Below are 22,925 nucleotides of genomic sequence, written 5' to 3' on the forward strand. Positions count from 1 at the left end.
ACACTTCGCCCTTCGCACGTACCGAGCGCTAACCCCCGGAGAGCGCGACCCGTGCTGCAACGCTGTGCTCGCGTACCCTTGCTCCATGACCGGTATCGACCAGGATCAGGACGACCTCGCGTACGACGTCTTCCTCAAGGCCTGCCCCTCGCGCGGCACCCTGGAGCACGTCACCGGACGCTGGGGCGGCCTGACCCTCGGCGCGCTGTACGAGGGGTCGCTGCGCTTCAACGAGCTGCGTCGCCGTGTCGACGGCGTGAGCGAGAAGATGCTGTCCCAGACGCTGCACGCGCTGGAGCGTGACGGCCTGGTCCACCGCGAGGCCCAGCCCACCAACCCGCCCCGCGTCGACTACGAACTGACGCACCTGGGACGGGAGATCACCGAGCGCCTGCTCACCCTCATCCACTGCGTGGAGGGCGCGATGGACGACGTCCTCGCCTCCCGCGCGCGTTACGACGAGGCGCGCGGCGCCCTCTGACACTTCGGGCAGAAGTAGCTGGACCGGTTCATCCAGGGGCGGCGTCGCATCGGCGTGCCGCACCGCTTGCAGGGCAGGCCCTCGCGGCCGTACGCGTCCAGGGACCGGTCGAAGTAGCCGGACTCGCCGTTGACGTTGACGTACAGGCTGTCGAAGCTGGTGCCGCCCACGGCGAGGGCCGCGTTCATCACGTCCCGCACATGGCCGAGAAGCGCCGTCGTGAGCGGGCGGGTGAAGTTGGCGGTGGGACGTTCGTAGTGGACGCGGGTGCGCCAGAGGGCCTCGTCCGCGTAGATGTTGCCGACCCCGCTGATCAGCGACTGGTCCAGCAGGGCCCGCTTGATGGTGGTCCGCTTGCGGCGCAGGGCCTGGTGGAAGGCCTCGTCGTCGAACAGCGGGTCGAGAGGGTCGCGGGCGATGTGGGCGATGACGTCGGGCAGCCCGTCGGGGGTGTTGTCGTGCAGCGAGAGGCCGCCGAAGGTGCGCTGGTCCACAAAGCGCAGCTCGGTGCCCGCCGCCGCGGCATCCGGTGACGGCGGTGTGTCGGCGAACCGGACACGGACGCGCAGGTGCTTCTCGTCCGGCACCGTCTGCGGCTGGACCAGCAGCTGACCGCTCATGCCGAGGTGGGCGAGGACGGACTGGTCGGTGTCCTCCAGCGGCAGCCACAGATACTTGCCGCGCCGGCTCGGGGTGCCGATGCGGTGGCCCTTGAGGCGGTGCGTGAAGTCGTCGGGTCCCGCCGTGTGGCGGCGCACCGCGCGCGCGTGCAGCACCTCGACGTCGGCAACGGTGCGATGGGCGACCCACCGCTCCAGGCCGCGCCGTACGACCTCGACCTCGGGCAACTCGGGCATCGGGACCCCTGTCAGGACCGTAGTGACCGGTGGATGGGGCGACCGGTCGAGGAGACCGGCCGGGGGACGAAGCGAGCGCCCGCCCCCGCGTGAACGGCGGGGCGGGCGCTCGGCGGTGCCTTCGTCAGGGGGCGGCGGACGACGGGTCGCCGTCCTTGACGGCTCCTCCCGCCGTCCCGGCACGCTCGTCCGCGGCGGCCCGGATGGACCGCCAGGCGGACTCGGCGGCCTGCTGCTCCGCCTCCTTCTTGCTGCGGCCGGTGCCGGTGCCGTACGAGACGCCTCCGACGCGGGCGGCAGCAGTGAAGGTCTTCTCGTGGTCGGGGCCGGTCTCCGTGACCAGGTACTCGGGCACGCCGAGTCCCTCGATCGCGGTCAGCTCCTGGAGACTGGTCTTCCAGTCCAGGCCGGCACCGAGGTTGGAGGACTTCTCGATCAGCGGGTCGAAGAGCCGGTGCACCAGCTCGGACGCCGCGTCGAGGCCCCGGTCGAGATAGACCGCGCCGATCACCGCTTCGAGGGTGTCGGCGAGGATGGACGCCTTGTCCCGGCCGCCCGTGCCTTCTTCACCGCGGCCGAGCCGGATGAAGGCGCCGAGGTCGAGGCCGCGGCCCACTTCCGCCAGCGCACGCGAGTTGACCACCGCGGCCCGCAACTTGGCCAGCTGGCCCTCGGGCAGGTCGGGGTGGATGCGGTACAGCGTGTCCGTGACGACGAGACCGAGCACGGAGTCCCCGAGGAACTCCAGCCGCTCGTTCGTCGGCAGACCGCCGTTCTCGTACGCGTAGGAACGGTGGGTCAGCGCACGCACCAGAAGGGCGGACTCGACGTGATAGCCGAGCCGCCCTTCCAGAAGCGTGTGGGACGAGGCCTGGTTTTCCGCCTTCTTGGGACTGGACACAGTGCCTCTCACCAGCCCGCTCAGACTTCGAGGACCTGGCGCTTGTTGTAGGTGCCGCAAGACGGGCACGCGATGTGCTGCTGCTTGGGCTCGTGGCAGCGCTCGCACGCAACCAGGGTGGGGACCGCAGCCTTCCACTGCGACCGGCGGTGGCGCGTGTTGCTGCGCGACATCTTCCGCTTCGGAACAGCCACGGCTACTTCTCCTGCTTCTCGTCGGCGCGTGCTGACTGAGGCGCGCCGCCGCTCATCTCGTCCTTCTCGCCGGGTTCGAGCGAACCGGCGAGTCCCTGCAAAGCCGCCCAACGGATGTCGACGGCGTCGTGGTGGTGGTCCGGGTCGTCCGCGAGCCGTGCTCCGCACTCGGAGCACAGGCCTGGGCAGTCGTCCTGGCACACCGGCTGCATCGGCAGTGCGAGCACCACCGCATCGCGCAGCAGAGGTTCGAGGTCGATCAGACCGTCCTCGATGAAGAACCTGTCCTCGTCGTCCTCGGCGTCGTCGCCCGGTTCCGCGATCACGCGGCCCCGGTCGTCGGCGTCAGGGTACGAGAACAGCTCCTGGAAGTCCGCATCGAGCTCCAGCCCGACCGGCTCCAGACACCTTACGCACTCCCCCTCGGCCTGTGCACGGGCGGTGCCTGTGACGAGCACCCCTTCCATGACCGACTCGAGCCGGAGTTCGAGCTCCAGCGGGGCGCCTTCCGGCACTCCGATGACACCCGCGACACCGAGGTCCCGGGGAGCGTCGATCGTGCGGGTCAGGCGCTGCAGCGCACCAGGACGCCGACCCAGCTCGTGGGTGTCGAACACGAGGGGGTTGCGGTGGTCGAGGCGGGCGTTGGAAGCCATTCCTGCTTTCGATCTTCTGAACTCGAGGGGACGCCACCCGTCGGTGTTCCGGGCAGCGTTGATCGCGGACGTACACGCGACCGAAGAGCCAGGATACTGGACCTTTCGCTCAGGGCCCAATCCGGTGGTCGGCTACAGGCCGCGGCCCTGTTCGTACGCCCGCAGCTGCTCCGCGCTGATCATGCTCGTGTCGAAGAGGCTGGTCTCGTCGAGGGCGTAGCCCTGCTGGCCCTGGTGCTGCTGCGCCTGCTGGGGCTGCTGGCCCTGCTGGGGCTCGTAGCCGCCGTGCTGCGGGTCGTAGCCCTGGAAGGGGGCGCCTCCCGCCTGGGCGTAGCCGGCGGCGGGGGCGTAGGGGTCGGGCTGCTGGTAGCCGTACGGGTCCTGCTGGGCGTAGCCGCCCTGCTGCGGGAAGCTGGGGGCACCTCCCGCCGGCGCGTAGCCGGAGGTGGGGGCGTACGGGTCCTGCTGGACGGGGGCACCTCCCGCGGGAGCGTAGCCCGAGGTGGGGGCGTAGGCCGGCTGCGGCTCGTACGACGGCTCCGGCTGCTGGGGCTGCGCGGCGGCGCGCTCGCCCGGGGCGTCGGTGAGGGCCGCGAGGTCGGCGAGGTAGTCGGCGTCGCTGGTGTGCTGGAAGGTCGTGGTGTCGTCGGCGAGGGCGCCGAGGTCGTCCGTGGCGATCCGGCCGTGCAGCGTCTGCCGGCCGCGGCCGACGGCCTCCAGGGTCTTGGCGAGAACCGCCTCGAAGGCGCCCAGCTTCACGTCGACGTACGCGTCGGCGTTGTGGCGCAGGGTCTCCGGGTCCTGGCTGCGCTCGGGGGCGTCCTCGTCCTCGTAGCCGTTCTCGTCCAGGCCGGGGCCGGTGCCGAGCAGCTTCTCGCGGCCGCGGCCGACCGAGCCGAGGGTCTTGGTGAGGACGACCTCGAAGTTGGCGAGCTTGGAGTCGACGTAGTCGTCGGCGTCGGCGCGGACCTCCTCGGCCTCCTTGCGGGCCTCGGCGAGGATCCGGTCGGCCTCGGCCTGGGAGCGGCGGGCGATCTCGGTGTCGGAGATCAGCGAGCCGCGCTCGGCGTGCGCGCTCTCGATGATCCGGCCGGCCTCCACGCGGGCCTGCTCGACCATCTGCTCGCGCCCGCCGATCAGCTCCTGGGCCTGCGCGAGGGAGCCGGGCAGGGCCTGGCGCACCTCCTCGAGCATCGCGAGCAGATCGGCGCGGTTGACCACGCAGGAGGCCGACATGGGCATGGACCGGGCGCCGGACACCGCGGAGACGATCTCGTCGAGCTTCTTCTGGACGTCCACCTGTGCTCGCCACTCTCTACATCTGTGTTGGAGACGGACGGGACGACTGTAGTCCCATCAGTCCTTGTGAAGACGCTCGTTGAGGGCGTCCAGGACCGCCGGCGGCACCAGGTGGGAGACGTCGCCGCCCCAAGCCGCCACCTCCTTGACCAGCGAGGAGGACAGGAAGCTGTACGTGGGGTTGGTGGGCACGAACAACGTTTCGACTCCGGTGAGGCCGTTGTTCATCTGGGCCATCTGGAGTTCGTAGTCGAAGTCGCTGACAGCGCGCAGGCCCTTGACGATCGCGGGGATGTCGCGCTGCTTGCAGAAGTCGACGAGGAGGCCGTGGAAGGCCTCGACGCGGACGTTGCCGAAGTCGGCGGTGACCTCGCGGATCAGCTCGATCCGCTCCTCGATCCCGAACAGGCCCTTCTTGGACTTGTTGATCATCACCGCGACGTAGACCTCGTCGTACAGACGGGAGGCGCGGGCAATGATGTCGAGATGTCCGTTGGTGATCGGGTCGAACGACCCGGGACAGACGGCGCGGCGCACTTGAGATCCCTCGCTCTCCGGTCCGGTCATCGTGCGTCTTCGCACGTAGAGGCGGCGCGACCGTACCAAAACGTTCCCTCGCCGTAGCGGCGGGACCGGAGGGCCTCGAACCCGTCCGGCCAGCGGAATTCGCCGCCTCTTGTGCTGCGCTCCACGGTGACGAGGGCTTGTTCGGCGAGCCAGCCCTCAGAACGTAGTGTGAGCAGAATCTCGCGAAGATCGCCGTCTTCGACCGCATATGGGGGATCGAGGAAGACGAGGTCGTACGGCTCGGTGGGGGGTGCGGTCCTGATGACCTGTTCCGCCTTGCCCGCTCGCACCTCGGCGCCGGGGAGGTCCAGGCTCCTCACGTTCTCCCGGACGGTTCTCGCCGCGCGGGCGTCCGCCTCGACCAGGAGGGTGTGGCTCGCCCCCCGGGACAGGGCCTCCAGGCCCACGGCGCCCGATCCGGCGTAGAGGTCGAGGACCCGCTCGCCGTCGAGGGGGCCACCGAGGAGCGACTGCCAGGTGGAGAAGAGGGCCTCGCGTGCGCGGTCGGAGGTTGGCCGGGTGCCGGTCCCTGGCGGGACGGCCAGGCGGCGTCCGCCGGCCGCGCCGGCGATCACGCGGGTCATTGGGGGTCCTTCTTCGTGGGCTTGTTCACGGTTCAGTCTGGCAGGCGCCAGGGGCGGGTGCGTCTGCGCCGTCGGCCCGTGCGGGCTCGTAGCGGCCGGTCGCGCCCACGGCGGAGCCGTCATTCGGTGCGGCCCCGCGCCCTTTGCGCGTGCTTCGCCTCAGCCCTTTTCCAGGTACTGCTCCCTCTCCTCGTCCACAAGGGCGTCCAGGGCCGTGCGCAGGCCGGGAAGACCGGTCAGCTCGGGATCGGCCGTCACGACCGTCATCGCCTCCTCCCTGGCCTCCGCGATGACCTCCTCGTCCTCGATGACCTCCAGGACCCGCAGGCTGGAACGGGTGCCGGACTGGGCCTGGCCGAGGACGTCGCCCTCGCGGCGCTGTTCGAGGTCGATGCGGGAGAGTTCGAAGCCGTCCAGGGTGGAGGCGACGGCGTTGAGGCGCTGACGGGCGGCGCTGGCCTCGGGCATCTCGGTGACGAGGAGACACAGGCCGGGGGCGGAGCCCCGGCCGACGCGGCCGCGGAGCTGGTGGAGCTGGGAGACACCGAAGCGGTCGGCGTCCATGATCACCATGGCGGTGGCGTTGGGGACGTTGACACCGACCTCGATGACCGTGGTGGCGACCAGGACGTCCGTCTCACCCGCCGCGTAGCGCCGCATGACGGCGTCCTTGTCGTCGGGGTTCATCCGGCCGTGCAGAACCTCGACCTTCAGGCCCTGCAGGGGGCCCTTGGCGAGCTGGTCGGCCACGTCGAGGACGGCGAGGGGAGGACGCTTCTCGGCCTCGTCCTCGGGGGACTTCTTCGCCTTCTTCGGGTCGGCCGCCTCGTCCATGTCGTCGCCGATGCGGGGGCAGACGACGTACGCCTGATGGCCGTTCGCCACCTCCTCGCGCACCCGCTCCCAGGCTCTGGCCAGGAAGTGCGGCTTGTCGGCGGCGGGGACCACATGGGTGGCGATCGGGGAGCGGCCGGCCGGGAGTTGGTCCAGGACGGAGGTCTCCAGGTCGCCGAAGACGGTCATGGCGACCGTGCGCGGGATGGGGGTCGCCGTCATGACCAGCAGGTGCGGGGGCTGTTTGCCCTTGCCGCGCAGGGCGTCGCGCTGCTCCACACCGAAGCGGTGCTGTTCGTCCACGACGACCAGGCCGAGGTCGTGGAACTGGACCTTGTCCTCGATCAGCGCGTGGGTGCCGATGACGATGCCGGCCTCGCCGGTGACGAGGTCCAGCAGGGCCTGGCGGCGGGCGGCCGCACCCATGGAGCCGGTGAGCAGCACCACCTTGGTGGCCTGCTCGGCCCCGCCCAGCATGCCTCCCTCGGCCAGCTCGCCCATCATCTCGACGACGGACCGGTGATGCTGCTGGGCCAGCACCTCGGTGGGCGCGAGCATGGCGGCCTGACCACCGGCGTCGACGACGGCGAGCATGGCGCGGAGGGCCACCAGAGTCTTTCCGGAGCCCACCTCTCCCTGCAGCAGGCGGTGCATCGGGTGTTCGGTGGCGAGGTCGTCGAAGATCTCTCTGGAGACCTTCTGCTGGCCGTCGGTGAGGGTGAAGGGGAGGCGGTCGTCGAAGGCGGTCAGAAGGCCGTCGGGCTCGGGGCGGCGCGGGACGGCCGGGAGTTGGCCCTCGGCGTGGCGGCGGCGGGCCAGGGCGACCTGGAGGACGAAGGCCTCGTCCCACTTGAGCCGGGCGCGGGCGTCGGCGATGTCGGCCTTGGTGTGCGGGCGGTGGATCTTGAGCAGGGCCTCGGGGAGGGTGACCAGGCCCCGGCCCTCGCGGAGGGCGGGCGGCAGCGGGTCGAGGGCCTCCTGGGCGCTGGGCAGCACCGTCTGGACGGCCTTGCCGATCTTCCAGGACTCCAGCTTGGCGGTGGCGGGGTAGATCGGGATGAGGGCGCCGGCCCAGGTCTCGACGGTCTCGTCACCGTCGCCGTGCAGCAACTCATAGGCGGGGTGAGCGAGTTGGAGACGACGGTTGAAGACGGAGACCTTGCCGGCGAACATCGCGCGCGTGCCCGGCAGCAGTTCCTTGTGCGGCTTGTGCACGCCGTTGCCGAAGAAGACCAGCTGGAGCCGGCCGCTGCCGTCCGTGATGGTGACCTCCAGCCGCTGGCCCTTGCCGCGCGGGGCCTTGGCGGAGGCGAAGGTGTGCAGGCGGGCGTCGGCGACCTGGGCGACCACGGTGACGTGCTCGTCCATCGGGAGGTCGGCGAGGTGGGTGAGCTGGCCGCGCTCCTCGTAACGGCGCGGGTAGTGGTGCAGGAGGTCGCCGACGGTGTTCAGGCCCAGGTGCTCGGCCATCACCTTCGCGGTGGCGGGGCCGAGCACTGACTTCAGCGGTTGGTTCAGGGGTTCTTTCAGCGCGGGCACGAGATCCATTGCACACCACGGCACTGACAATGCTGTAGACGCGGCCCCGCCGACGAGTGGCCGTTACCACGCGATGACCACGCGCATCCCACGCGAATGCGCCTGCCGCTGCCCCGCGGTTCGTCCGGGCATGCCGTTTTCGTCTGGGAAACCCCTGGTCAGGTGCGCTGTTCCGGGCCTAGGATGGCGCGCTCCGGCCATCCCCCGCGGTCACCGCCCCACCTGGGACCGCCCGACCCCGCGCCGAACGCCTCCTCCCCCCGCCGGCGCTGCGACGATGGACTCCCAGACCTCACAGCCGTCACAGGCATCCCAGCCGCCTCACACGTTCCAGGTCGACCTGCGCGGTCTGGTCGACCTGCTCTCCCATCACCTCTACTCCAGCCCCAAGGTCTATCTGCGCGAACTGCTGCAGAACGCGGTGGACGCCATCACCGCCCGGCGCGCCGAGGAGCCCGGGGCGCCGGCCCGGGTGCGGCTGTACGCGGACGCCCGCGAGGGTGCGCTGCGAGTGGAGGACAGCGGCGTCGGGCTCACCGAGTCGGACGTGCACAGCCTGCTGGCGACCATCGGCCGCAGTTCCAAGCGTGCGGAGGGGCTGCAGGAGGCGCGGTCCGACTTCCTGGGCCAGTTCGGCATCGGGCTGCTGGCCTGTTTCGTCGTCGCCGAGCGGATCCGGGTGGTCAGCCGCAGCGCCCGTACGCCCGAGGCCCCGCCGGTGGAGTGGACGGCCCGCGACGACGGCTCGTACACCGTGCGGACGCTGCCCGACGCCGAGCGGCCCGAGCCCGGCACCACCGTGTTCCTGACGGCGCGGGCGGGGGCGGGCGAGTGGCTGGCGCCCGAGCGGGTCCGGGCGCTGGCCCGGGACTTCGGCTCGCTGCTGCCGTACGACGTCCGGGTGGGCGACGAGGCGGTCACCGACCTCCCGGCGCCCTGGGACCGCCGCTTTCCGAGCCCGGCGACGCGCCGGGTGGCGCTGGCCCGGCACTGCCACGACCTGTTCGGTTTCACCCCGCTGGACTCGATCGACCTCGCCGTGCCGCTGGCCGGGATCCGCGGGGTGGCGTACGTGCTGCCGGCGGCGGTCAGCCCGGCGCAGCGGGCCTCGCACCGGGTGCATCTGAAGGGCATGCTGCTGACGGAGCGGGCCGAACAGCTGCTGCCCGACTGGGCGTTCTTCGTGCGCTGCGTGCTGGACACCGACAGCCTGCGACCCACGGCCTCGCGCGAGTCGCTGTACGAGGACGAGACCCTCGCGGCCGTGCGGGAGGCGCTCGGCGAGCGGATCCGGTCCTGGCTGACCGGGCTCGCCGCCGGTGATCCGGAGCGGCTGGCCGCGTTCCTGGCCGTGCACCACCTGGGCGTGAAGTCGCTGGCCCGGCACGACCGGGAGATGCTGCGCACGATGCTGCCGTGGCTGCCGTTCGAGACGACCGACGGGCAGCTGTCCCTGGAGGAGTTCGCGCAGCGGCACCCGGTGGTGCACTTCACGCGCACGGTCGAGGAGTACCGGCAGGTCGCGCCGATCGCCTCCGCGCAGGGCGTCGGGGTGGTCAACGGCGGTTACACGTACGACAGCGAGCTGATCGAGGCGCTGCCGGCGGTGCGGCCGGGGACAGTGGTCGCCGAGCTGGACGCGGACACCGTGACCGCCCACCTGGACGCGGTCGACGCGGCGGAGGAGCTGGCGCTGTCCGGCTTCCTGGCGGCCGCGCGCGCGAAGCTCGACCCGCTGGGCTGTGACGTCGTCCTGCGTGCGTTCCATCCGCTGTCCGTGCCCGCGCTGCACCTGGACGACCGGGCCGCGCGGCACGAGCAGGCGCGGGCGGCGGCCGAGGAGCAGGCCGACGACCTGTGGGCGGGCATCCTCGGTTCGCTGCGCGGCAGCGCCCCGCGCGCGCGTCTGGTGCTGAACCATCTCAACCCGCTGATCCGCAGGATCAGTTCACTGAGGGACCCGGAGCTGATCGGCACCGCGACGGAGTCGCTGTACGGGCAGGCGCTGCTGATGGCGCAGCGTCCGCTGCGGCCGGCCGACACCGTGCTGCTGAACCGGGCGTTCATCGGGCTGCTGGAATGGGCGACCCACGGGGAGGGCGACGGACGATGAGCGAGATCGCGGACTTCGAGGCACTGCGCCGGGCGATGGCGGAGAACTCCGAGGAGCCGGAGGGGCCGGCCCGCAACGCCCGCGCGGAGGAGCTGCTCGTGGCGGCGGAGCGGCTCGACGTCCCGCTCGCCGTGATCGAGGCGCTCGGGCACCAGTTGAAGGTCTACAACTACAGCTCCGAGAAGGACCGCATGTTCGTGCCGTTCGCGCGGCTGCTGCGCATGTGGGACGAACGGCCCGAGGACTTCGACGAGTACGAGGCGCACTCGCTGCACTGGGTCTTCAAGTGGGTGTCGGCGGGCATGCTGGACCAGCCGCACATCCCGCTCGCCTCGATCGAGAAGTGGCTCGGCGAGATGGAGCACCGCTACCGGCTCGCCGGGTACTCCGAACGGGCCGTGCGCAGCGCCGAGTTGAGTGTGGCCGGGCACACAGGGGACCGGGCGCGGGCCGAGCGGGCGTACAGCGCGTGGCTGGCCGCGGACCGGGACCCGATGGCCGACTGCCACGCCTGCGAGTTGCACGGGCAAGGTGCCTGGCAGGTCAAGTGCGACGACGACGCGCAGGCGCTGGAGCTGTGGCGTCCGGTGCTGGAGGGCGAGTACGGCTGCGCGCACGAGCCGCACACGGTGCTCGCCTCGTCGCTGGCTCCCCTGCTGCGCCTGGGCCGCGTGGACGAGGCCCGTGCCCACCACCTGCGGGGCTTCAGGCTGGTGCGCCCCATGGAGAGCATGCGGGGCGCGTACGCGGACCACGTGGAGTTCTGCGCGCTGACCGGCAACGAGGCGCGCGGACTCGAGCTGCTCGCCGAGCGGCCCGCGTACTTCACGGACACCGGGCATCCGCGCAGCCGGCTGGACTTCATGGCCGTGGTGGCGCTCCTGATGGACCGGCTGACCGCACTGGGGCTGGGCGAGCGGCAGGTGCCGGGGCCCGCCGGGCGGGCGTGGACGGCACGGGAACTCGCCGCCCACGCGCGCGCGGAGGCGCTGGAACTGGCCGGACGGTTCGACCGGCGCAACGGCACCTCGTACGTCGGTGACCGTGCCCGCGCGCGGATGGCGCAGGACCCGCTGGTGGAGCGGCTGCCGCTGGGTGTGCGGACGGTACGGCCGACCGCGGCGCCGGTCGTCGCGCCGACGCCGGCGCCGACGCCCGAAGCACCGGAGGAGCGCGACCTGGCCGCCCTGCTCGCCGAGGCCCGCCGGTTCTCGGACACGCTGCGGCCGCAGGCCCTGGAGGCCTGGGCCGCGGTCGCGCGCGCCGCCGGGGACGCCGACCTGGGCACCCGCGACCGCGCGGAGATCGCCGAGCACGAGGCGATGGCCCGCGGCCCCGAGGGCGCCGCCCTCTTCGAGCGGGCCGCCGAGCTGTACGCCGAGGCCGGCGACCCCGGAGAGGCACGGGCGGCACGCGCGCGTGGGGCGTACGTCCGCGCGCTGACGGGCGAGGTGGACGCCGCGCTGGCGGCGATCGACGGCCTGTACGACGAGACGCTCGCGCTGTACGCCGAGGAGGCCACCGGCGTACGGCAGACGGCGTCGGTGGTGATGAGCCGGGCGCGCGTTCTCATGCTCCTGGTGCAGGCGCAGGCGCCGGACGCGGCGGGCCCCGAGACGCTCGCGGAGGCCGAACGGGCCGTGCGGGAGGTGCTCGCGCTCGTCGACGGGCGGGCCGGGGACGACGTGCGGCTGGCGGCGCGGGCGGCCGAGGGGCGGGCCATGCTCGCCGAACTGGCAGAGCGGGCCGGGAACGCCGAGCGGGCCGCCCACCTGCTTCGGCGGGCCGCCGGGGAGTACGTCGCCGCGGGGCTGCCCTGGTTCGCGGTCGAGCACGAGGTACAGGCGGCGGCGCTGGCGTACGGGCTCGGCGACGTGGCCGGGGCGGAGGGCGCGCTGCGGTCCGCCCTGGAGCACGGCGGACCGTACGTGGAGCCGGCCGGGCGGGCCCAGTTGCATCTCCAGCTCGCCGAGGTGACCGGCGGCCGGGGTGCGGTCGGCGAGGCGGCGGAGCACGCGCTGGAGGCCGCGCACTGGGCCGACGAGGCCGGTGAGAGTGCCACGCTGGGCGCATGGGCGCGGCACCAGCTGGGCGGCTTCCTGCTGCGCCAGGAGCGGTGGGCGGAGGCCGCCGAGGTGCTGGAGTCGGCGCTGCCCGAGCTGTCCGCCGGGACGCACGGCGACGGGGCCGTCGTCCAGGCGCGGTGGTGGCTCGGGGATTGTCTGAGCGAGCTGGGCGAACACCGGGCCGCCGCCGAACACCGGCTGCAGGCGGCCGAGATCGCCCGGCGCTGGCCGGAGCAGCAGGACCACGCCACGCTCGCCCACCTCGCCGCCGAGTCCCTGAGCAACGCGGGGCTCCTGGGGGAGGCGGACCGGGCCTACGCGCGGGCGGGCGAGCTGTGGCGTTCGCTCGGCAACCCGCACTTCCTCGTCCGCTCCCTGCGCGCCCGCGCCTGGCTGGCCCTGCGCGCGGAGGCCGGAGCGGAGAGGGCTCGGGAGTTGATGACGGACGCGGTGCGCCGTTGCGAGGACGCGCGGGAGGCCGCCGCCGACCCGGTGGCCCGGGACCAGCTCACCTCCGAACTCGCCCACACCCACCGCCAGTTCGGCGACCTGCTGGCCCGCTCGGCGCAGGAGGAGGCCGAGGACGAGGCCATCCGGGCCACCTTCGAGGCGGCACTGGCCCAGACCGAGCGCGCGGCCACCCTGTTCGCCGCCCTGGGCCCGGACGGACTGCACGCCCGCACCGGCGCCGAACTCGCCGCCGCCTGGCTGGAGACCGACCTCGGCCGCCCGGCCGAGGCGACGGCACGCGCGCGTGCCGTACGCGCCGCCTACGAAGACTGCGACGACAACGACGAGACCGCCCGCGCCCGCCGAGCGGAGGCCGACCAGCTGCTCGACCTTCCGGAAGCCGAGCGGGGACGGTGAGGCGCGACCCGCGCATCGCGCCGGTCCGTATGCCTCACTCCACCCCGATGAGTATCAGCGCGCCCTGTCGGCCGCCGCGGTACACCACCGTGTCGACGGCGAGGTAGGCCTCTCGTACGCGGGCTTCCAGGTGGTCGGCGACCGCGTCGGGGGTCTGGTCGCCGATGACGAGGGTGACCAGTTCGCCGCCCGCCTGGAGCATGCGGTCCAGGACGGTCTCGGCCGTGGCGGTGACGTCGGGGCCGATGACCGCGACGTCGCCGTCGATGAGGCCCAGGACGTCGCCGGCCTGGCAGATGCCGGCCGTCGTCCAGGACTGGCGTTCGGCGACGAGGATCTCGGCGTAGCGGGTGGCGCCCGCCGCCGAGGTCATCTGGACGACGTCCTCGTCGAACCGGCGTTCCGGCTCGTGCACGGCGAGCGCGGCGATGCCCTGGACGGCCGAGCGGGTCGGGATCAGGGCGACGCGGATGCCCTCGGTGCGGGCCTGCTCGGCCGCCACGGCCGCCGTGTGGCGCAGGTCGGCGTCGTTGGGCAGCAGCACCACCTCGCGCGCGTGGGCCCGCCGCAGTGCCTGCACCAGCTCGCCGCTGGCGGGCGGCTCGCCGGGGCGGCCCAGGACGGTGGTCGCGCCGGCCTCGGCGTACAGCCCGGCCAGGCCCTCGCCGGGCACGACGGCGACGACGGCCCGCTGGACGCGCTCGCGCGGTGGCCGCTCGCCGCCTGTGTGCACGTCACCGGCCCCGAAGTGGGTGATCCGGATCCGGTACGGCCGCCCGGCCTCGACCCCCGCCTCCACGGCGGCGCCGGCGTCGTCGACGTGCACGTGGACGTTCCACAGCCCGTCACCGCCGACCACCACGAGGGAGTCCCCGAGGACGTCCAGCCGGTCCCGCAGCCGGGCCACCGCCTCGTCACCGGCCTCCAGGAGATAGATCACCTCGTAGGCGGGGGCCCCGGTCTCCGCTCCGGCGGCGCACAGGTCCGTCTCGGAGGCGGCGTCCACGTGCGCGTGCGCGTGGGAAGCGGCTGCCGACACGTCCGCGTGCGCGGCGGAAGCGACTGCCGACACGGTCGGGGCCTCGCGCACCGCCTCCCCGGTGAACGCCTCCACCAGCGCCCCCAGCACCGCCACCAGCCCTCTGCCGCCCGCGTCGACCACCCCGGCCCGCTCCAGCACGGCCAGCTGTCCCGGAGTCGCCGCCAGGGCCTCCCTCGCCCCCTCGTAGGCGGCCCGCGCGACCGTCCCGCAGTCGCCCTCGGCCCCCTCGGCGGCGGCCGCGGCGGCCGCGGCGACCGTCAGCACCGTGCCCTCGACGGGGTGGGCCACGGCCTCGCGGGCGGAGTCGGCGGCCTGCCGCAGCGCCAGCCGCAGCCGGGCACCGTCGCCCTGGGTCACCTCTCCCGTCCTGGTCTCGGCCTCGGTCCCGGCGAGGACCTGCGCCATGCCCCGCAGCAGCTGCGCCAGGATCGTCCCGGAGTTCCCGCGGGCCCCGATGAGCGCCCCGTGGGACATCGCGCGCACGGCGTCCGCGAGCGAGGGCTCCTCCGAGCCCGTCTCGTACCCTGCGAACACGGCCTCCACCGCGGTCGCCGCCGACTCGAGGGTCAGATAGAGGTTCGTGCCGGTGTCCCCGTCGGCGACGGGGTAGACGTTGATCGCGTCGATCTCCTCGCGCGCCCGCCCCAGGGCCCGGAGCGCCAGACCGCACCAGCTGCGCACCGCGAGAGCATCGAAGAATGTCTGCGGCACCTGCGCCACCTGCGCCTCCCTGAGCTGGCTGGACGGTGGACGCAGCGTAGACCCCGAGGCGGTGTCCACCGGAAGAGGGCCGGGAGCGAGCCCTCGAGGTGCCATGGTAGTTTCGTTGCACGGGCGCAGTCGTTGTATGCTGCTCCGGTTGCCCGATCCTGATCGGGCCGTTCCCCTGGCAGCGCCACTCAAGATCTCAGGCTTTAGGATCTCGATCCCGGCATGCCGGGATTATCCGTAAGTGCATCTGAAGTCTTTGGAGTGACCCGTGGCTGCCAACTGCGACGTCTGCGGCAAGGGGCCGGGCTTCGGCAACAACATCTCGCACTCGCACCGCCGTACGTCCCGTCGCTGGAACCCGAACATCCAGCGTGTGCGTACCGTGGTCGGCGGGACGCCGAAGCGCGTGAACGCCTGCACCTCGTGCATCAAGGCCGGCAAGGTCTCGCGCTGACGCACAGCGCGGCCACTGCTGGTTCGCTGCACTGAGCCGGTCCACCTCTGGGTGGGCCGGCTTTTTGCCGTACCCGGACCCCGGGGGCGTATCGAGGCCCCCGGTCGCCCCGCTCAGACCCTGAACCGCCACCCGTGATCCACCGGCCCGATCCCCGCACCCAGCGCGAACCCGGCGGCGATCGCCCCGGTGACGTACTCCTTGGCCGCCATGGCGGCCTCCGGCACGGACAACCCCTTCGCCAGGCCCGACGCGATCGCGGAGGCGAGCGTGCAGCCCGTGCCGTGGGTGTGCCGGTTGTCGTGGCGGGGTGCCCGCAGCCAGTGCTCCTCGGTGCCGTCCGTGAGCAGATCCAGGGCGTCTCCTGCCAGGTGCCCGCCCTTGATCAGCACCCAGCGCGGCCCGTAGGCCAGCACGGCTTCGGCGGCCCGTCGCAGATCGTCCTCGGACGAGACGAGCACGCCCGTGAGTTGGGCCACCTCGTCGAGGTTCGGGGTGGCCACGGTCGCGGCCGGCAGCAGCTTCGTGCGGACCGAGTCGAGCGCGGAGGCGGCCAGCAGCGGGTCACCGTGCTTGGAGACTCCCACCGGGTCCACGACGGCCGGCGCGTCCGTGCCGGAGATCAACTCGGCGACCGTCTCGACCAGTTCGGCCGAGGCGAGCATCCCGGTCTTCACGGCCTGGACGCCGATGTCGTCGACCACGCTGCGGTACTGAGCCCGTACGGCCTCCGCGGGCAGTTCCCAGGCACCCTGCACGCCCAGGGAGTTCTGCGCGGTCACGGCCGTGAGCACGCTCATCCCGTGGACGCCGAGCGCCAGCATCGTCTTCAGGTCGGCCTGGATCCCCGCGCCCCCGCCGGAGTCCGAGCCGGCCACCGTGAGGACCCGCGGCGGCACGCGTGACGCACTCACGTTTCTATGTCCCCGAAGTGGTCCCAGCCGCCCTTGCTGGTCCAGGGCGCCCCGTCGACGGTCACCTGGGGCAGCGCCGAGGGGTTGAGGACCTCGCCTATGACCTTCCAGCGGGCCGGCAGCTTGGCGTCCGGCGGGAAGGTCGCCACGATCGCGTGGTCCTCTCCCCCGGTCAGCACCCACTGGAGCGGGTCCACACCGACGGCCTGCCCGATGTCGTTCATCTGCGAGGGGATGTCGATCGCGCCCGAGCGGATGTCGATGCGGACCTTGCTGGCCTCGGCGATGTGCCCGAGGTCGGCGATCAGCCCGTCGCTGACGTCGCACATCGCGGTCGCGCCGAGCGCGGCGGCCGCCGGGCCCGCGTGGTACGGCGGCTCGGGGCGCCGGTGCGCCTCCACGAAGGCGCGCGGCGAGCGGAAACCGCGGGAGAGCACCGCGTAACCGGCCGCGGACCAGCCCAGCCAGCCCGTGACGGCCACGAGATCGCCGGGCTGGGCACCACCGCGGGTCACCGGCTCCTGGTTGCGCAGATCACCGAGCGCGGTGATCGACACCATGATCGTGTCCCCACGTACGACGTCCCCGCCGACCACGGAGGCGCCCGCGACCTGGCACTCGTCACGCAGCCCGTCCATCAGCTCGCTGGGCCAGGTGACCGGGAGTTCGGCCGGCACCACCAGGCCGAGCAGCAGCGCGGTCGGCACGGCACCCATGGCGGCGATGTCCGCGAGGTTCTGGGCCGCCGCCTTGCGCCCGACGTCGTACGCCGTGGACCAGTCGCGGCGGAAGTGCCGTCCCTCCAGCAGGATGTCGGTGCTCGCCACCACCCGGCGGTCGGGGGCGGCGACGACCGCGGCGTCGTCCCCGGGGCCGACCCGGACCGCCGGGGTGGTGGTGAGACGGGAGGTCAACTCCCGGATGAGCCCGAACTCACCCAGCTCACCCACTGTGCCCTTCATCGCCTCAAGCCCCTTCTGTGCCCGGCCGTGCCCACTCGCGCGTCCTCAGTGTCCCCGATACGGTCGAGGTGGCCGTCAACTTCCGTCGTGCCTGCACCCTGGCGCGCAAGCCGGCTCCCCACGGGTCTCCCCGCGGGGAGCGGCGACGCGATACCGTGGCGTTCCTTTTCCCCACATGATCCTCGTGGCCGCCTTGGAGGTTTCGTGGTACAGGCTTACATCCTGATCCAGACGGAGGTCGGCAAGGCCTCGACCGTCGCCGAGACCATCAGCAAGATCCCGGGAGTGATCCAGGCCGAGGACGTGACGGGTCCCTATGACGTCATCGTGCGCGCCCAGGCCGACACAGTCGACGACCTCGGTCGCATGGTGGTCGCGAAGGTCCAGCAAGTGGACGGCATCACGCGCACCCTGACCTGCCCGGTCGTGCATCTGTAGCCCCCGTCTACCCTTGGCCGGTGAACTTCTTCCGTCACCGGCCCCTCGGCCTGCTCGCGGCCGCCCTGCTGATCGCCGTCGCGGGCTGTTCATCAGCAGACGACGGCCCCACCGTGGCGGTTCCCAGCCCCGACGCGAAGACGGCGCGGGTCTGCCGGGATCTGCACCGGTTGCTGCCCGGGAAACTCGACGGAAGAAACCGAACCGACCCCGCGCCCCGGTCCGCCTACACGGCGGGCTGGGGAAGCCCGGCGATCATACTGCGCTGCGGCGTGGTCCGACCCCCGAAGATGGTCGATCCCGAAGTGGCCGAGGGCGGCGACCGGGACGCGGTGGCGGGCGGTGTGAACGGCGTCGACTGGCTGATGGAGCGGCAGGGCGACGGCACCTGGCGGTTCACCACGGCCAACCGCATCGCCTATGTACAGGTCAGCCTGCCGGGGGGCCTGTCGGGAACGGACGCCGGCGGCCCCGTCCTCACCGCCCTCGCCCCCTCCGTCAAGAAGGCGATCCCCAAGGGGATCGCCTCCATGAGATGACGGTGTCGGCGCAGGTCAGCGCAGGCCGGTCGAGCGGCGCAGGGCGGCCTGGACCAGGCGGTCGATGAGCTCCGGGTAGCCGATGCCTGACGCCTCCCACATCTTCGGGTACATCGAGATCGGCGTCATGCCGGGCATCGTGTTGATCTCGTTGATCACGAACTCTCCGTCCTCGGTGAGGAAGAAGTCCGCGCGGACCAGGCCCTCGCAGGAGGCCGCCTCGAAGGCGTCCACGGCGAGCCGCTGGACCTCGGCGGTCTGCTCGTCGGTGAGCGGCGCCGGGACGATGCCGGGCGTGGAGTCGATGTACTTGGCGTCGAAGTCGTAGTACGCGTGCGCCTCGGGCGGCGGGATCTCGGAGGGCACGGACGCCCGGGGGCCGTCCGCGAACTCCAGGACGCCGCACTCGATCTCGCGGCCGCGCAGCGCGGCCTCGACGATGATCTTCGGGTCGTGCCGCTGGGCCTCGGCGATCGCGTCGTTCAGGCCGGAGAGGTTCTCGACCTTGGTGATGCCGATCGAGGAGCCCGCGCGCGCGGGCTTCACGAACACCGGCCAGCCGTGCTCGCCGGCGAGGTCGATGATCTTCTTGCGGGCGGCGGACTCGTCCTGCTCCCACTCGCGGGGCCGGATCACCACGTACGGGCCGACCTTGAGCCCGAAGGAGGTGAACACCCGCTTCATGTACTCCTTGTCCTGGCCGACGGCCGAGGCGAGCACGCCCGAGCCCACGTACGGCACTCCGGACAGCTCCAGCATGCCCTGGAGGGTGCCGTCCTCGCCGTACGGGCCGTGCAGCACCGGGAAGACCACGTCGACCTCGCCGAGGGCCTTGGGCACGGAGCCGGGCTCGCTGTAGACGACCTCGCGGTTGGCGGGGTCGACGGGGAGCACGACACCGCCGTCCACGGACTCCGCCAGGTCCTCGACGGCGGGCACGCGGCGGTCGGTGATGGCCATACGGTCCGGCTCGTCGGCCGTGAGCAACCAGCGGCCTTCCCGGGTGATGCCGATCGGCAGGACGTCGTACTTGGTCCGGTCGATGGCCCGCAGGACGGCGCCGGCGGTGACGGCGGAGATCCCGTGTTCGGAGCTGCGGCCGCCGAACACGACGGCCACGCGCGGCTTGCGGGGCGGCTGCTCGGGGCTCTGGGGGAGGTTCTCGGTGCTCATATCGCGTTGAGCGTACCCGGTGGTAGTGCCCCGAGACAGTGTCGACGGGCCGCCGGAAGAGGGGCGTCGCTCAGCGTCGCTCGGGCTTCGCGCTGCGCGACATCAGTTCCTTGAGGGCGACCACCGGCGGCTTGCCCTCGTGCACGATGTCCACGACCGTCTCGGTGATGGGCATCTCGACGCCGTGTCTGCGGGCCAGATCGGCAACGGACTCGCAGGACTTGACGCCCTCGGCGGTCTGCCTGGTGACCGCGATGGTCTCCTGAAGGGTCATGCCCTTGCCGAGGTTGGTGCCGAAGGTGTGGTTGCGGGACAGCGGCGAGGAGCAGGTGGCCACCAGGTCGCCGAGACCCGCGAGTCCGGAGAAGGTCAGCGGGTCGGCGCCGAGCGCGACGCCGAGACGGGCGGTCTCCGCCAGGCCGCGCGTGATGAGCGAGCCCTTGGCGTTGTCGCCGAGCCCCATGCCGTCCGCGATGCCGACGGCGAGGCCGATGACGTTCTTCACCGCGCCGCCCAGCTCGCAACCGACCACGTCCGTCTCCGTGTACGGCCGGAAGTACGGGGTGTGGCAGGCGGCCTGGAGCCGCTGGGCGACCTGCTCGTCGGTGCAGGCGACGACGGCGGCGGCGGGCATGCGGGCGGCGATCTCGCGGGCCAGGTTGGGTCCGGTGACCACGGCGATGCGGTCGGCGCCGACCTTGGCGACGTCCTCGACGACCTCGCTCATCCGCATGGCGGAGCCGAGTTCGACGCCCTTCATCAGGGAGACGAGCACGGTGTCCGGGGCGAGCAGCGGGGTCCAGCGGGCGAGGTTGTCGCGCAGGGTCTGGGAGGGGACGGCGAGGACGGTGAAGTCCGCGTCGCGCAGGGCCTCGGCGGGGTCCGCGGTGGCGCGCAGGTTCGCCGGGAGTTCGACACCGGGGAGGTAGTCGGGGTTGGTCCGCGTGGAGTTGACCGCCTCGGCCAGCTCCGGGCGGCGGGCCCACAGGGTGACCTCGCAGCCCGCGTCGGCGAGGACCATGCCGAACGCGGTGCCCCACGAGCCGGTGCCCATCACGGCGGCCCGGACAGGCTTGCTCACGTGCCGCTCTCCTCTTCCGTGCCGGCCGGCGCGGCCCCGGCGGCCAGGCGCGGGGCGTCCGTGTCCGTGAGCGCGGCGTCCTGCCCGGTCTGCGTGCGGGTCTTGCGGCGCTGCTCGATCCGCTCGCGGCGCGGGTCGTACGGCGTCGCGGGGGCCTTCTCGCCGCGGATCTCCTCCAGCTGGCGGGTGACGGCCGCCATGATGACCTCGGTGGCCTCCCTCAGGAGGTCGGCGGTCATCTCCTGGTCGTAGAACCGGGAGAGGTCCACGGGCGGGCCCGCGAGGACGTGGTGGGTCTTGCGCGGGAAGAGGTCGGGCTTCTTGGCGTAGGGCGGCAGCAGTTCGTTGCAGCCCCACTGGGCGACCGGGATGACCGGGCACTTGGTCTGCAGCGCCACGCGGGCGGCACCGGTCTTGGCGGTCATCGGCCAGCCGTCGGGGTCGCGGGTGAGGGTGCCCTCGGGGTAGAACGCGACGCACTCGCCGCGCTCCACGGCGTCGATCGCGGCGCGGAAGGCGCTGAGCGCGTCCGTGCTCTCGCGGTAGACGGGGATCTGCCCGGTTCCGCGCATAGCGGCGCCGACGAATCCCTTCTTGAAAAGGCCGCTCTTCGCGAGGAATCGCGGAACCCGTCCGGTGTTGTACTGATAGTGCGCGTATGCGAAGGGGTCCACGTGGGAATTGTGGTTCACCGCGGTGATAAATCCGCCGTCGGCCGGAATGTGCTCCATTCCGCGCCAGTCCCGCTTGAGCAGAACCACCAGCGGCGGTTTGCAGAGGACCGCTGCGAAGCGGTACCAGAACCCGATTCTGCGGCGGGTCACGCGGACACCTTCCTCTAGGACTTGCTCCCGGCCCCGGGGGCCGCACAAGTGTCGCCCCGAGCCGCCGGTCTGTCGAGAACACCGTACGCCCCACCGCCAACTGCGCCGGATCCTCCGGGTGACAATGAGCGCGACAAGAGAGAGACGGTACGCCGGTGCAGTGGACCTTGGTCATCCCCCTGAAGCCCCTGGCGCGGGCCAAGAGCAGGCTCGCGGACACCGCTTCCGACACGGTCCGCCCGGGGCTGGTGCTCGCGTTCGCGCAGGACACGGTGGCCGCCGCGCTGGACTGCCCGGCGGTCGCGGATGTGGTGGTCGTCACGGACGACCCGCTGGCCGGCGCGGAACTGGCGACACTGGGCGCCCGGATCGTCCCGGACACTCCTGGAATCGGGTTGAATGCCGCGCTGGCGCACGGGGAGGCCGCCGTACGGTCCCTGCGCCCCCGCACTCCCGTGGCGGCCCTCAACGCCGATCTGCCGGCTCTGCGCCCGCCGGAATTGCACCGGGTGCTGAACGGGGCCGCCGAATTCCCCCGCGCATTTCTCGCGGATGCGGCCGCACTCGGCACCACATTGCTGACCGCGGCCCCCGGCCACGCTCTGCGTCCGGCTTTCGGCACCGATTCCCGCGCCCGGCACCGCGCCTCGGGCGCGGCGGAACTGGAGATCGCGGGCGTGGATTCGGTACGGCAGGACGTGGACACCGGTGACGACCTGCGGGCGGCGCTGGTGCTCGGCGTGGGCCCGCGCACGGCGGCGGTCTCGGCAGGGCTGCTGATCCCGGAGTCCTGAGGAGCGGCGGCGCCATGCGGCCGACGGCACCGCACCCACCGTCCCCGACGGCGCGCCCCCTCACGGCCGGCATTAGGCTGGCCGTCATGCAGGCGACCGCATACACCTACGACACCGAGACCCGCAGCGGGCAGGTGCTGCTCGACGACGGCACCCCGGTGCCGTTCGAGTCGGCCGCGTTCGACGCGGGCGGGCTCAGACTGCTGCGTCCCGGGCAGCGCGTGCGGATCGAGACCGAGGGCGAGGGAACCGGACTGCGGATCACGCTGGTGACGCTGCAGACGTTCTGAGGACCGCCGTACGCACCCCTTGAACTCCCCCGGACACGCCGCGGGCCGGACTCCCTGGGAGTCCGGCCCTGCGCGTGAGTGCCTTGATGGCCTCAGGAGGCCTTGCGGGCGGTGGCCTTCTTGGCGGTGGTCTTGCGGGCCGTCGACTTCTTCGCCGGGGCCTTCTTGGCGGTGACCTTCTTCGCCGGGGCCTTCTTGGCCGCCGCCTTCTTGGCGGTGGTCTTCGCGGCGGTGGTCTTCGCGGCAGCCGTGGTCTTCTTGGCGGCGGCCTTCTTCACCGTGGCCTTCTTGGCGGCGGCCGTGGTCTTCTTCACCGCCGCCTTCTTCGCGGTGACCTTCTTCGCGGCGGCCTTGGTGGTCTTCTTCGCGGCGGCCTTCTTGACCGTCGCGGCAGCCCCGCCGGTCAGGCTGCCCTTGGGTGCCTTCTTCACGGCGACCTCGCCGCCGCGCGGCAGCTTCTTCGTGCCGCTCACCAGGTCCTTGAAGCCCTGGCCTGCGCGGAAGCGCGGCACGGAGGTCTTCTTGACCCGAACCCGCTCGCCCGTCTGGGGGTTGCGGGCGTAACGGGCCGGGCGGTCCACTTTCTCGAAGGACCCGAAGCCGGTGACCGAAACCCGGTCGCCCCCGACGACGGCGCGGACGATGGCGTCCAGGACCGCGTCGACAGCATCGGCGGCCTGCTGTCGGCCGCCCATCTTGTCGGCAATCGCTTCTACGAGCTGCGCCTTGTTCACGTCTTCCCCTT

Annotated in this window: 23 protein-coding genes; 8 read left to right on the forward strand and 15 right to left on the reverse strand. The window is 72.3% G+C overall.

Going from position 1 to position 22,925, the window contains the following annotated elements:
* Positions 1-85: 85 nt before the first annotated feature.
* Positions 86-481 (forward strand): winged helix-turn-helix transcriptional regulator, encoded by a 396-nt coding sequence (locus ACWD5D_RS21330; protein ID WP_451374298.1) that lies wholly within the window; start codon positions 86-88, stop codon positions 479-481.
* Here the strand turns inward: ACWD5D_RS21330 and mutM are convergent.
* From mutM to recG, 8 genes are all read right to left on the reverse strand, one after another.
* Complete coding sequence (mutM, locus tag ACWD5D_RS21335; protein ID WP_451374299.1) at positions 454-1,338, reverse strand: bifunctional DNA-formamidopyrimidine glycosylase/DNA-(apurinic or apyrimidinic site) lyase; 885 nt, start codon at positions 1,336-1,338, stop codon at positions 454-456. The genes ACWD5D_RS21330 and mutM overlap by 28 nt on opposite strands.
* Before the next feature lie 124 nt (positions 1,339-1,462).
* Positions 1,463-2,251: a ribonuclease III gene (gene rnc, locus ACWD5D_RS21340; RefSeq protein ID WP_451374300.1), complete on the reverse strand. Its 789-nt coding sequence runs from the start codon at positions 2,249-2,251 to the stop codon at positions 1,463-1,465.
* An 8-nt stretch (positions 2,252-2,259) separates the two neighbouring features.
* On the reverse strand, positions 2,260-2,433 hold the full coding sequence (gene rpmF, locus ACWD5D_RS21345; protein WP_003951102.1) for a 50S ribosomal protein L32: 174 nt from the start codon (positions 2,431-2,433) through the stop codon (positions 2,260-2,262).
* Between the two features lie 2 nt (positions 2,434-2,435).
* Positions 2,436-3,089, reverse strand: a complete 654-nt coding sequence (locus tag ACWD5D_RS21350; protein WP_451374301.1) for a YceD family protein — start codon at positions 3,087-3,089, stop codon at positions 2,436-2,438.
* 132 nt (positions 3,090-3,221) lie between these two features.
* Complete coding sequence (locus ACWD5D_RS21355; RefSeq protein ID WP_451374302.1) at positions 3,222-4,388, reverse strand: cell division initiation protein; 1,167 nt, start codon at positions 4,386-4,388, stop codon at positions 3,222-3,224.
* Between the two features lie 57 nt (positions 4,389-4,445).
* Positions 4,446-4,955 carry a pantetheine-phosphate adenylyltransferase gene (coaD, locus tag ACWD5D_RS21360; protein WP_451374303.1) on the reverse strand — a complete coding sequence of 170 codons (510 nt, stop codon included), beginning with the start codon at positions 4,953-4,955 and terminating at the stop codon, positions 4,446-4,448.
* Entirely contained in the window at positions 4,952-5,539 is a 588-nt protein-coding gene (gene rsmD / locus ACWD5D_RS21365; RefSeq protein ID WP_451374304.1) for a 16S rRNA (guanine(966)-N(2))-methyltransferase RsmD, read from the reverse strand. Before rsmD ends, coaD begins: the two co-directional genes overlap by 4 nt.
* Before the next feature lie 159 nt (positions 5,540-5,698).
* Positions 5,699-7,921 (reverse strand): ATP-dependent DNA helicase RecG, encoded by a 2,223-nt coding sequence (recG, locus tag ACWD5D_RS21370; RefSeq protein WP_451374305.1) that lies wholly within the window; start codon positions 7,919-7,921, stop codon positions 5,699-5,701.
* A 268-nt stretch (positions 7,922-8,189) separates the two neighbouring features.
* Between recG and ACWD5D_RS21375 the strand changes: the two genes are divergently transcribed.
* Together ACWD5D_RS21375 and ACWD5D_RS21380 are read left to right on the forward strand one after the other, a co-directional pair.
* Positions 8,190-10,025 carry an HSP90 family protein gene (locus ACWD5D_RS21375; RefSeq protein ID WP_451374306.1) on the forward strand — a complete coding sequence of 612 codons (1,836 nt, stop codon included), beginning with the start codon at positions 8,190-8,192 and terminating at the stop codon, positions 10,023-10,025.
* Positions 10,022-12,958 (forward strand): tetratricopeptide repeat protein, encoded by a 2,937-nt coding sequence (locus ACWD5D_RS21380; protein ID WP_451374307.1) that lies wholly within the window; start codon positions 10,022-10,024, stop codon positions 12,956-12,958. The genes ACWD5D_RS21375 and ACWD5D_RS21380 overlap by 4 nt, the downstream gene beginning before the upstream one ends.
* 34 nt (positions 12,959-12,992) lie before the next feature.
* Here ACWD5D_RS21380 and ACWD5D_RS21385 read toward each other — a convergent pair whose 3' ends face one another.
* Positions 12,993-14,720: a DAK2 domain-containing protein gene (locus tag ACWD5D_RS21385; protein ID WP_451374308.1), complete on the reverse strand. Its 1,728-nt coding sequence runs from the start codon at positions 14,718-14,720 to the stop codon at positions 12,993-12,995.
* A 259-nt stretch (positions 14,721-14,979) separates the two neighbouring features.
* On the opposite strand from ACWD5D_RS21385, the gene rpmB reads away from it, so the two are divergent.
* A complete protein-coding gene (rpmB, locus tag ACWD5D_RS21390) occupies positions 14,980-15,165 on the forward strand; it encodes a 50S ribosomal protein L28 (protein ID WP_003993230.1) in 186 nt (61 codons plus the stop codon).
* 113 nt (positions 15,166-15,278) lie between these two features.
* Here the strand turns inward: rpmB and thiD are convergent, their stop codons facing one another.
* Positions 15,279-16,064, reverse strand: coding sequence for a bifunctional hydroxymethylpyrimidine kinase/phosphomethylpyrimidine kinase (gene thiD, locus ACWD5D_RS21395; RefSeq protein WP_451374349.1), 786 nt, complete (start codon positions 16,062-16,064; stop codon positions 15,279-15,281).
* A gap of 11 nt (positions 16,065-16,075) precedes the next feature.
* Positions 16,076-17,041, reverse strand: coding sequence for a thiamine-phosphate kinase (locus ACWD5D_RS21400; protein ID WP_451374309.1), 966 nt, complete (start codon positions 17,039-17,041; stop codon positions 16,076-16,078).
* A 204-nt stretch (positions 17,042-17,245) separates the two neighbouring features.
* Here ACWD5D_RS21400 and ACWD5D_RS21405 point away from each other — a divergent pair, with 204 nt between their 5' ends.
* Entirely contained in the window at positions 17,246-17,479 is a 234-nt protein-coding gene (locus tag ACWD5D_RS21405; protein ID WP_003997603.1) for an Lrp/AsnC family transcriptional regulator, read from the forward strand.
* A gap of 20 nt (positions 17,480-17,499) precedes the next feature.
* Positions 17,500-18,018, forward strand: coding sequence for a DUF3515 domain-containing protein (locus ACWD5D_RS21410; protein WP_451374310.1), 519 nt, complete (start codon positions 17,500-17,502; stop codon positions 18,016-18,018).
* 15 nt (positions 18,019-18,033) lie between these two features.
* On the opposite strand, the gene ACWD5D_RS21415 is transcribed toward ACWD5D_RS21410, so the two are convergent.
* From ACWD5D_RS21415 to ACWD5D_RS21425, 3 genes are all read right to left on the reverse strand, one after another.
* A complete protein-coding gene (locus tag ACWD5D_RS21415; RefSeq protein ID WP_451374311.1) occupies positions 18,034-19,191 on the reverse strand; it encodes a D-alanine--D-alanine ligase family protein in 1,158 nt (385 codons plus the stop codon).
* Between the two features lie 70 nt (positions 19,192-19,261).
* Positions 19,262-20,272 carry an NAD(P)H-dependent glycerol-3-phosphate dehydrogenase gene (locus ACWD5D_RS21420; protein ID WP_451374312.1) on the reverse strand — a complete coding sequence of 337 codons (1,011 nt, stop codon included), beginning with the start codon at positions 20,270-20,272 and terminating at the stop codon, positions 19,262-19,264.
* On the reverse strand, positions 20,269-21,096 hold the full coding sequence (locus tag ACWD5D_RS21425; RefSeq protein WP_451374313.1) for a lysophospholipid acyltransferase family protein: 828 nt from the start codon (positions 21,094-21,096) through the stop codon (positions 20,269-20,271). The genes ACWD5D_RS21420 and ACWD5D_RS21425 overlap by 4 nt, the downstream gene beginning before the upstream one ends.
* Positions 21,097-21,251: 155 nt before the next feature.
* Here ACWD5D_RS21425 and cofC point away from each other — a divergent pair, with 155 nt between their 5' ends.
* Positions 21,252-21,890 (forward strand): 2-phospho-L-lactate guanylyltransferase, encoded by a 639-nt coding sequence (gene cofC / locus ACWD5D_RS21430; protein WP_451374314.1) that lies wholly within the window; start codon positions 21,252-21,254, stop codon positions 21,888-21,890.
* An 86-nt stretch (positions 21,891-21,976) separates the two neighbouring features.
* Positions 21,977-22,180, forward strand: coding sequence for a hypothetical protein (locus ACWD5D_RS21435; protein ID WP_451374315.1), 204 nt, complete (start codon positions 21,977-21,979; stop codon positions 22,178-22,180).
* A 92-nt stretch (positions 22,181-22,272) separates the two neighbouring features.
* Here ACWD5D_RS21435 and ACWD5D_RS21440 read toward each other — a convergent pair whose 3' ends face one another.
* Positions 22,273-22,914 carry an HU family DNA-binding protein gene (locus tag ACWD5D_RS21440; protein ID WP_451374316.1) on the reverse strand — a complete coding sequence of 214 codons (642 nt, stop codon included), beginning with the start codon at positions 22,912-22,914 and terminating at the stop codon, positions 22,273-22,275.
* Positions 22,915-22,925: the final 11 nt, after the last annotated feature.

The sequence above is a fragment of the Streptomyces sp. NPDC002520 genome, assembly GCF_053595235.1.

What these genes read in the sequence shown, in the direction of transcription:
- ACWD5D_RS21330 (WP_451374298.1), top strand. Translation starts at nt 86, where the DNA reads ATGACCGGTATCGACCAGGATCAGGACGACCTCGCGTACGACGTCTTC.
- mutM (WP_451374299.1), bottom strand. Translation starts at nt 1,338, where the DNA reads ATGCCCGAGTTGCCCGAGGTCGAGGTCGTACGGCGCGGCCTGGAGCGG.
- ACWD5D_RS21350 (WP_451374301.1), bottom strand. Translation starts at nt 3,089, where the DNA reads ATGGCTTCCAACGCCCGCCTCGACCACCGCAACCCCCTCGTGTTCGAC.
- coaD (WP_451374303.1), bottom strand. Translation starts at nt 4,955, where the DNA reads ATGACCGGACCGGAGAGCGAGGGATCTCAAGTGCGCCGCGCCGTCTGT.
- rsmD (WP_451374304.1), bottom strand. Translation starts at nt 5,539, where the DNA reads ATGACCCGCGTGATCGCCGGCGCGGCCGGCGGACGCCGCCTGGCCGTC.
- recG (WP_451374305.1), bottom strand. Translation starts at nt 7,921, where the DNA reads ATGGATCTCGTGCCCGCGCTGAAAGAACCCCTGAACCAACCGCTGAAG.
- ACWD5D_RS21375 (WP_451374306.1), top strand. Translation starts at nt 8,190, where the DNA reads ATGGACTCCCAGACCTCACAGCCGTCACAGGCATCCCAGCCGCCTCAC.
- ACWD5D_RS21380 (WP_451374307.1), top strand. Translation starts at nt 10,022, where the DNA reads ATGAGCGAGATCGCGGACTTCGAGGCACTGCGCCGGGCGATGGCGGAG.
- ACWD5D_RS21400 (WP_451374309.1), bottom strand. Translation starts at nt 17,041, where the DNA reads ATGAAGGGCACAGTGGGTGAGCTGGGTGAGTTCGGGCTCATCCGGGAG.
- ACWD5D_RS21415 (WP_451374311.1), bottom strand. Translation starts at nt 19,191, where the DNA reads ATGAGCACCGAGAACCTCCCCCAGAGCCCCGAGCAGCCGCCCCGCAAG.
- ACWD5D_RS21435 (WP_451374315.1), top strand. Translation starts at nt 21,977, where the DNA reads ATGCAGGCGACCGCATACACCTACGACACCGAGACCCGCAGCGGGCAG.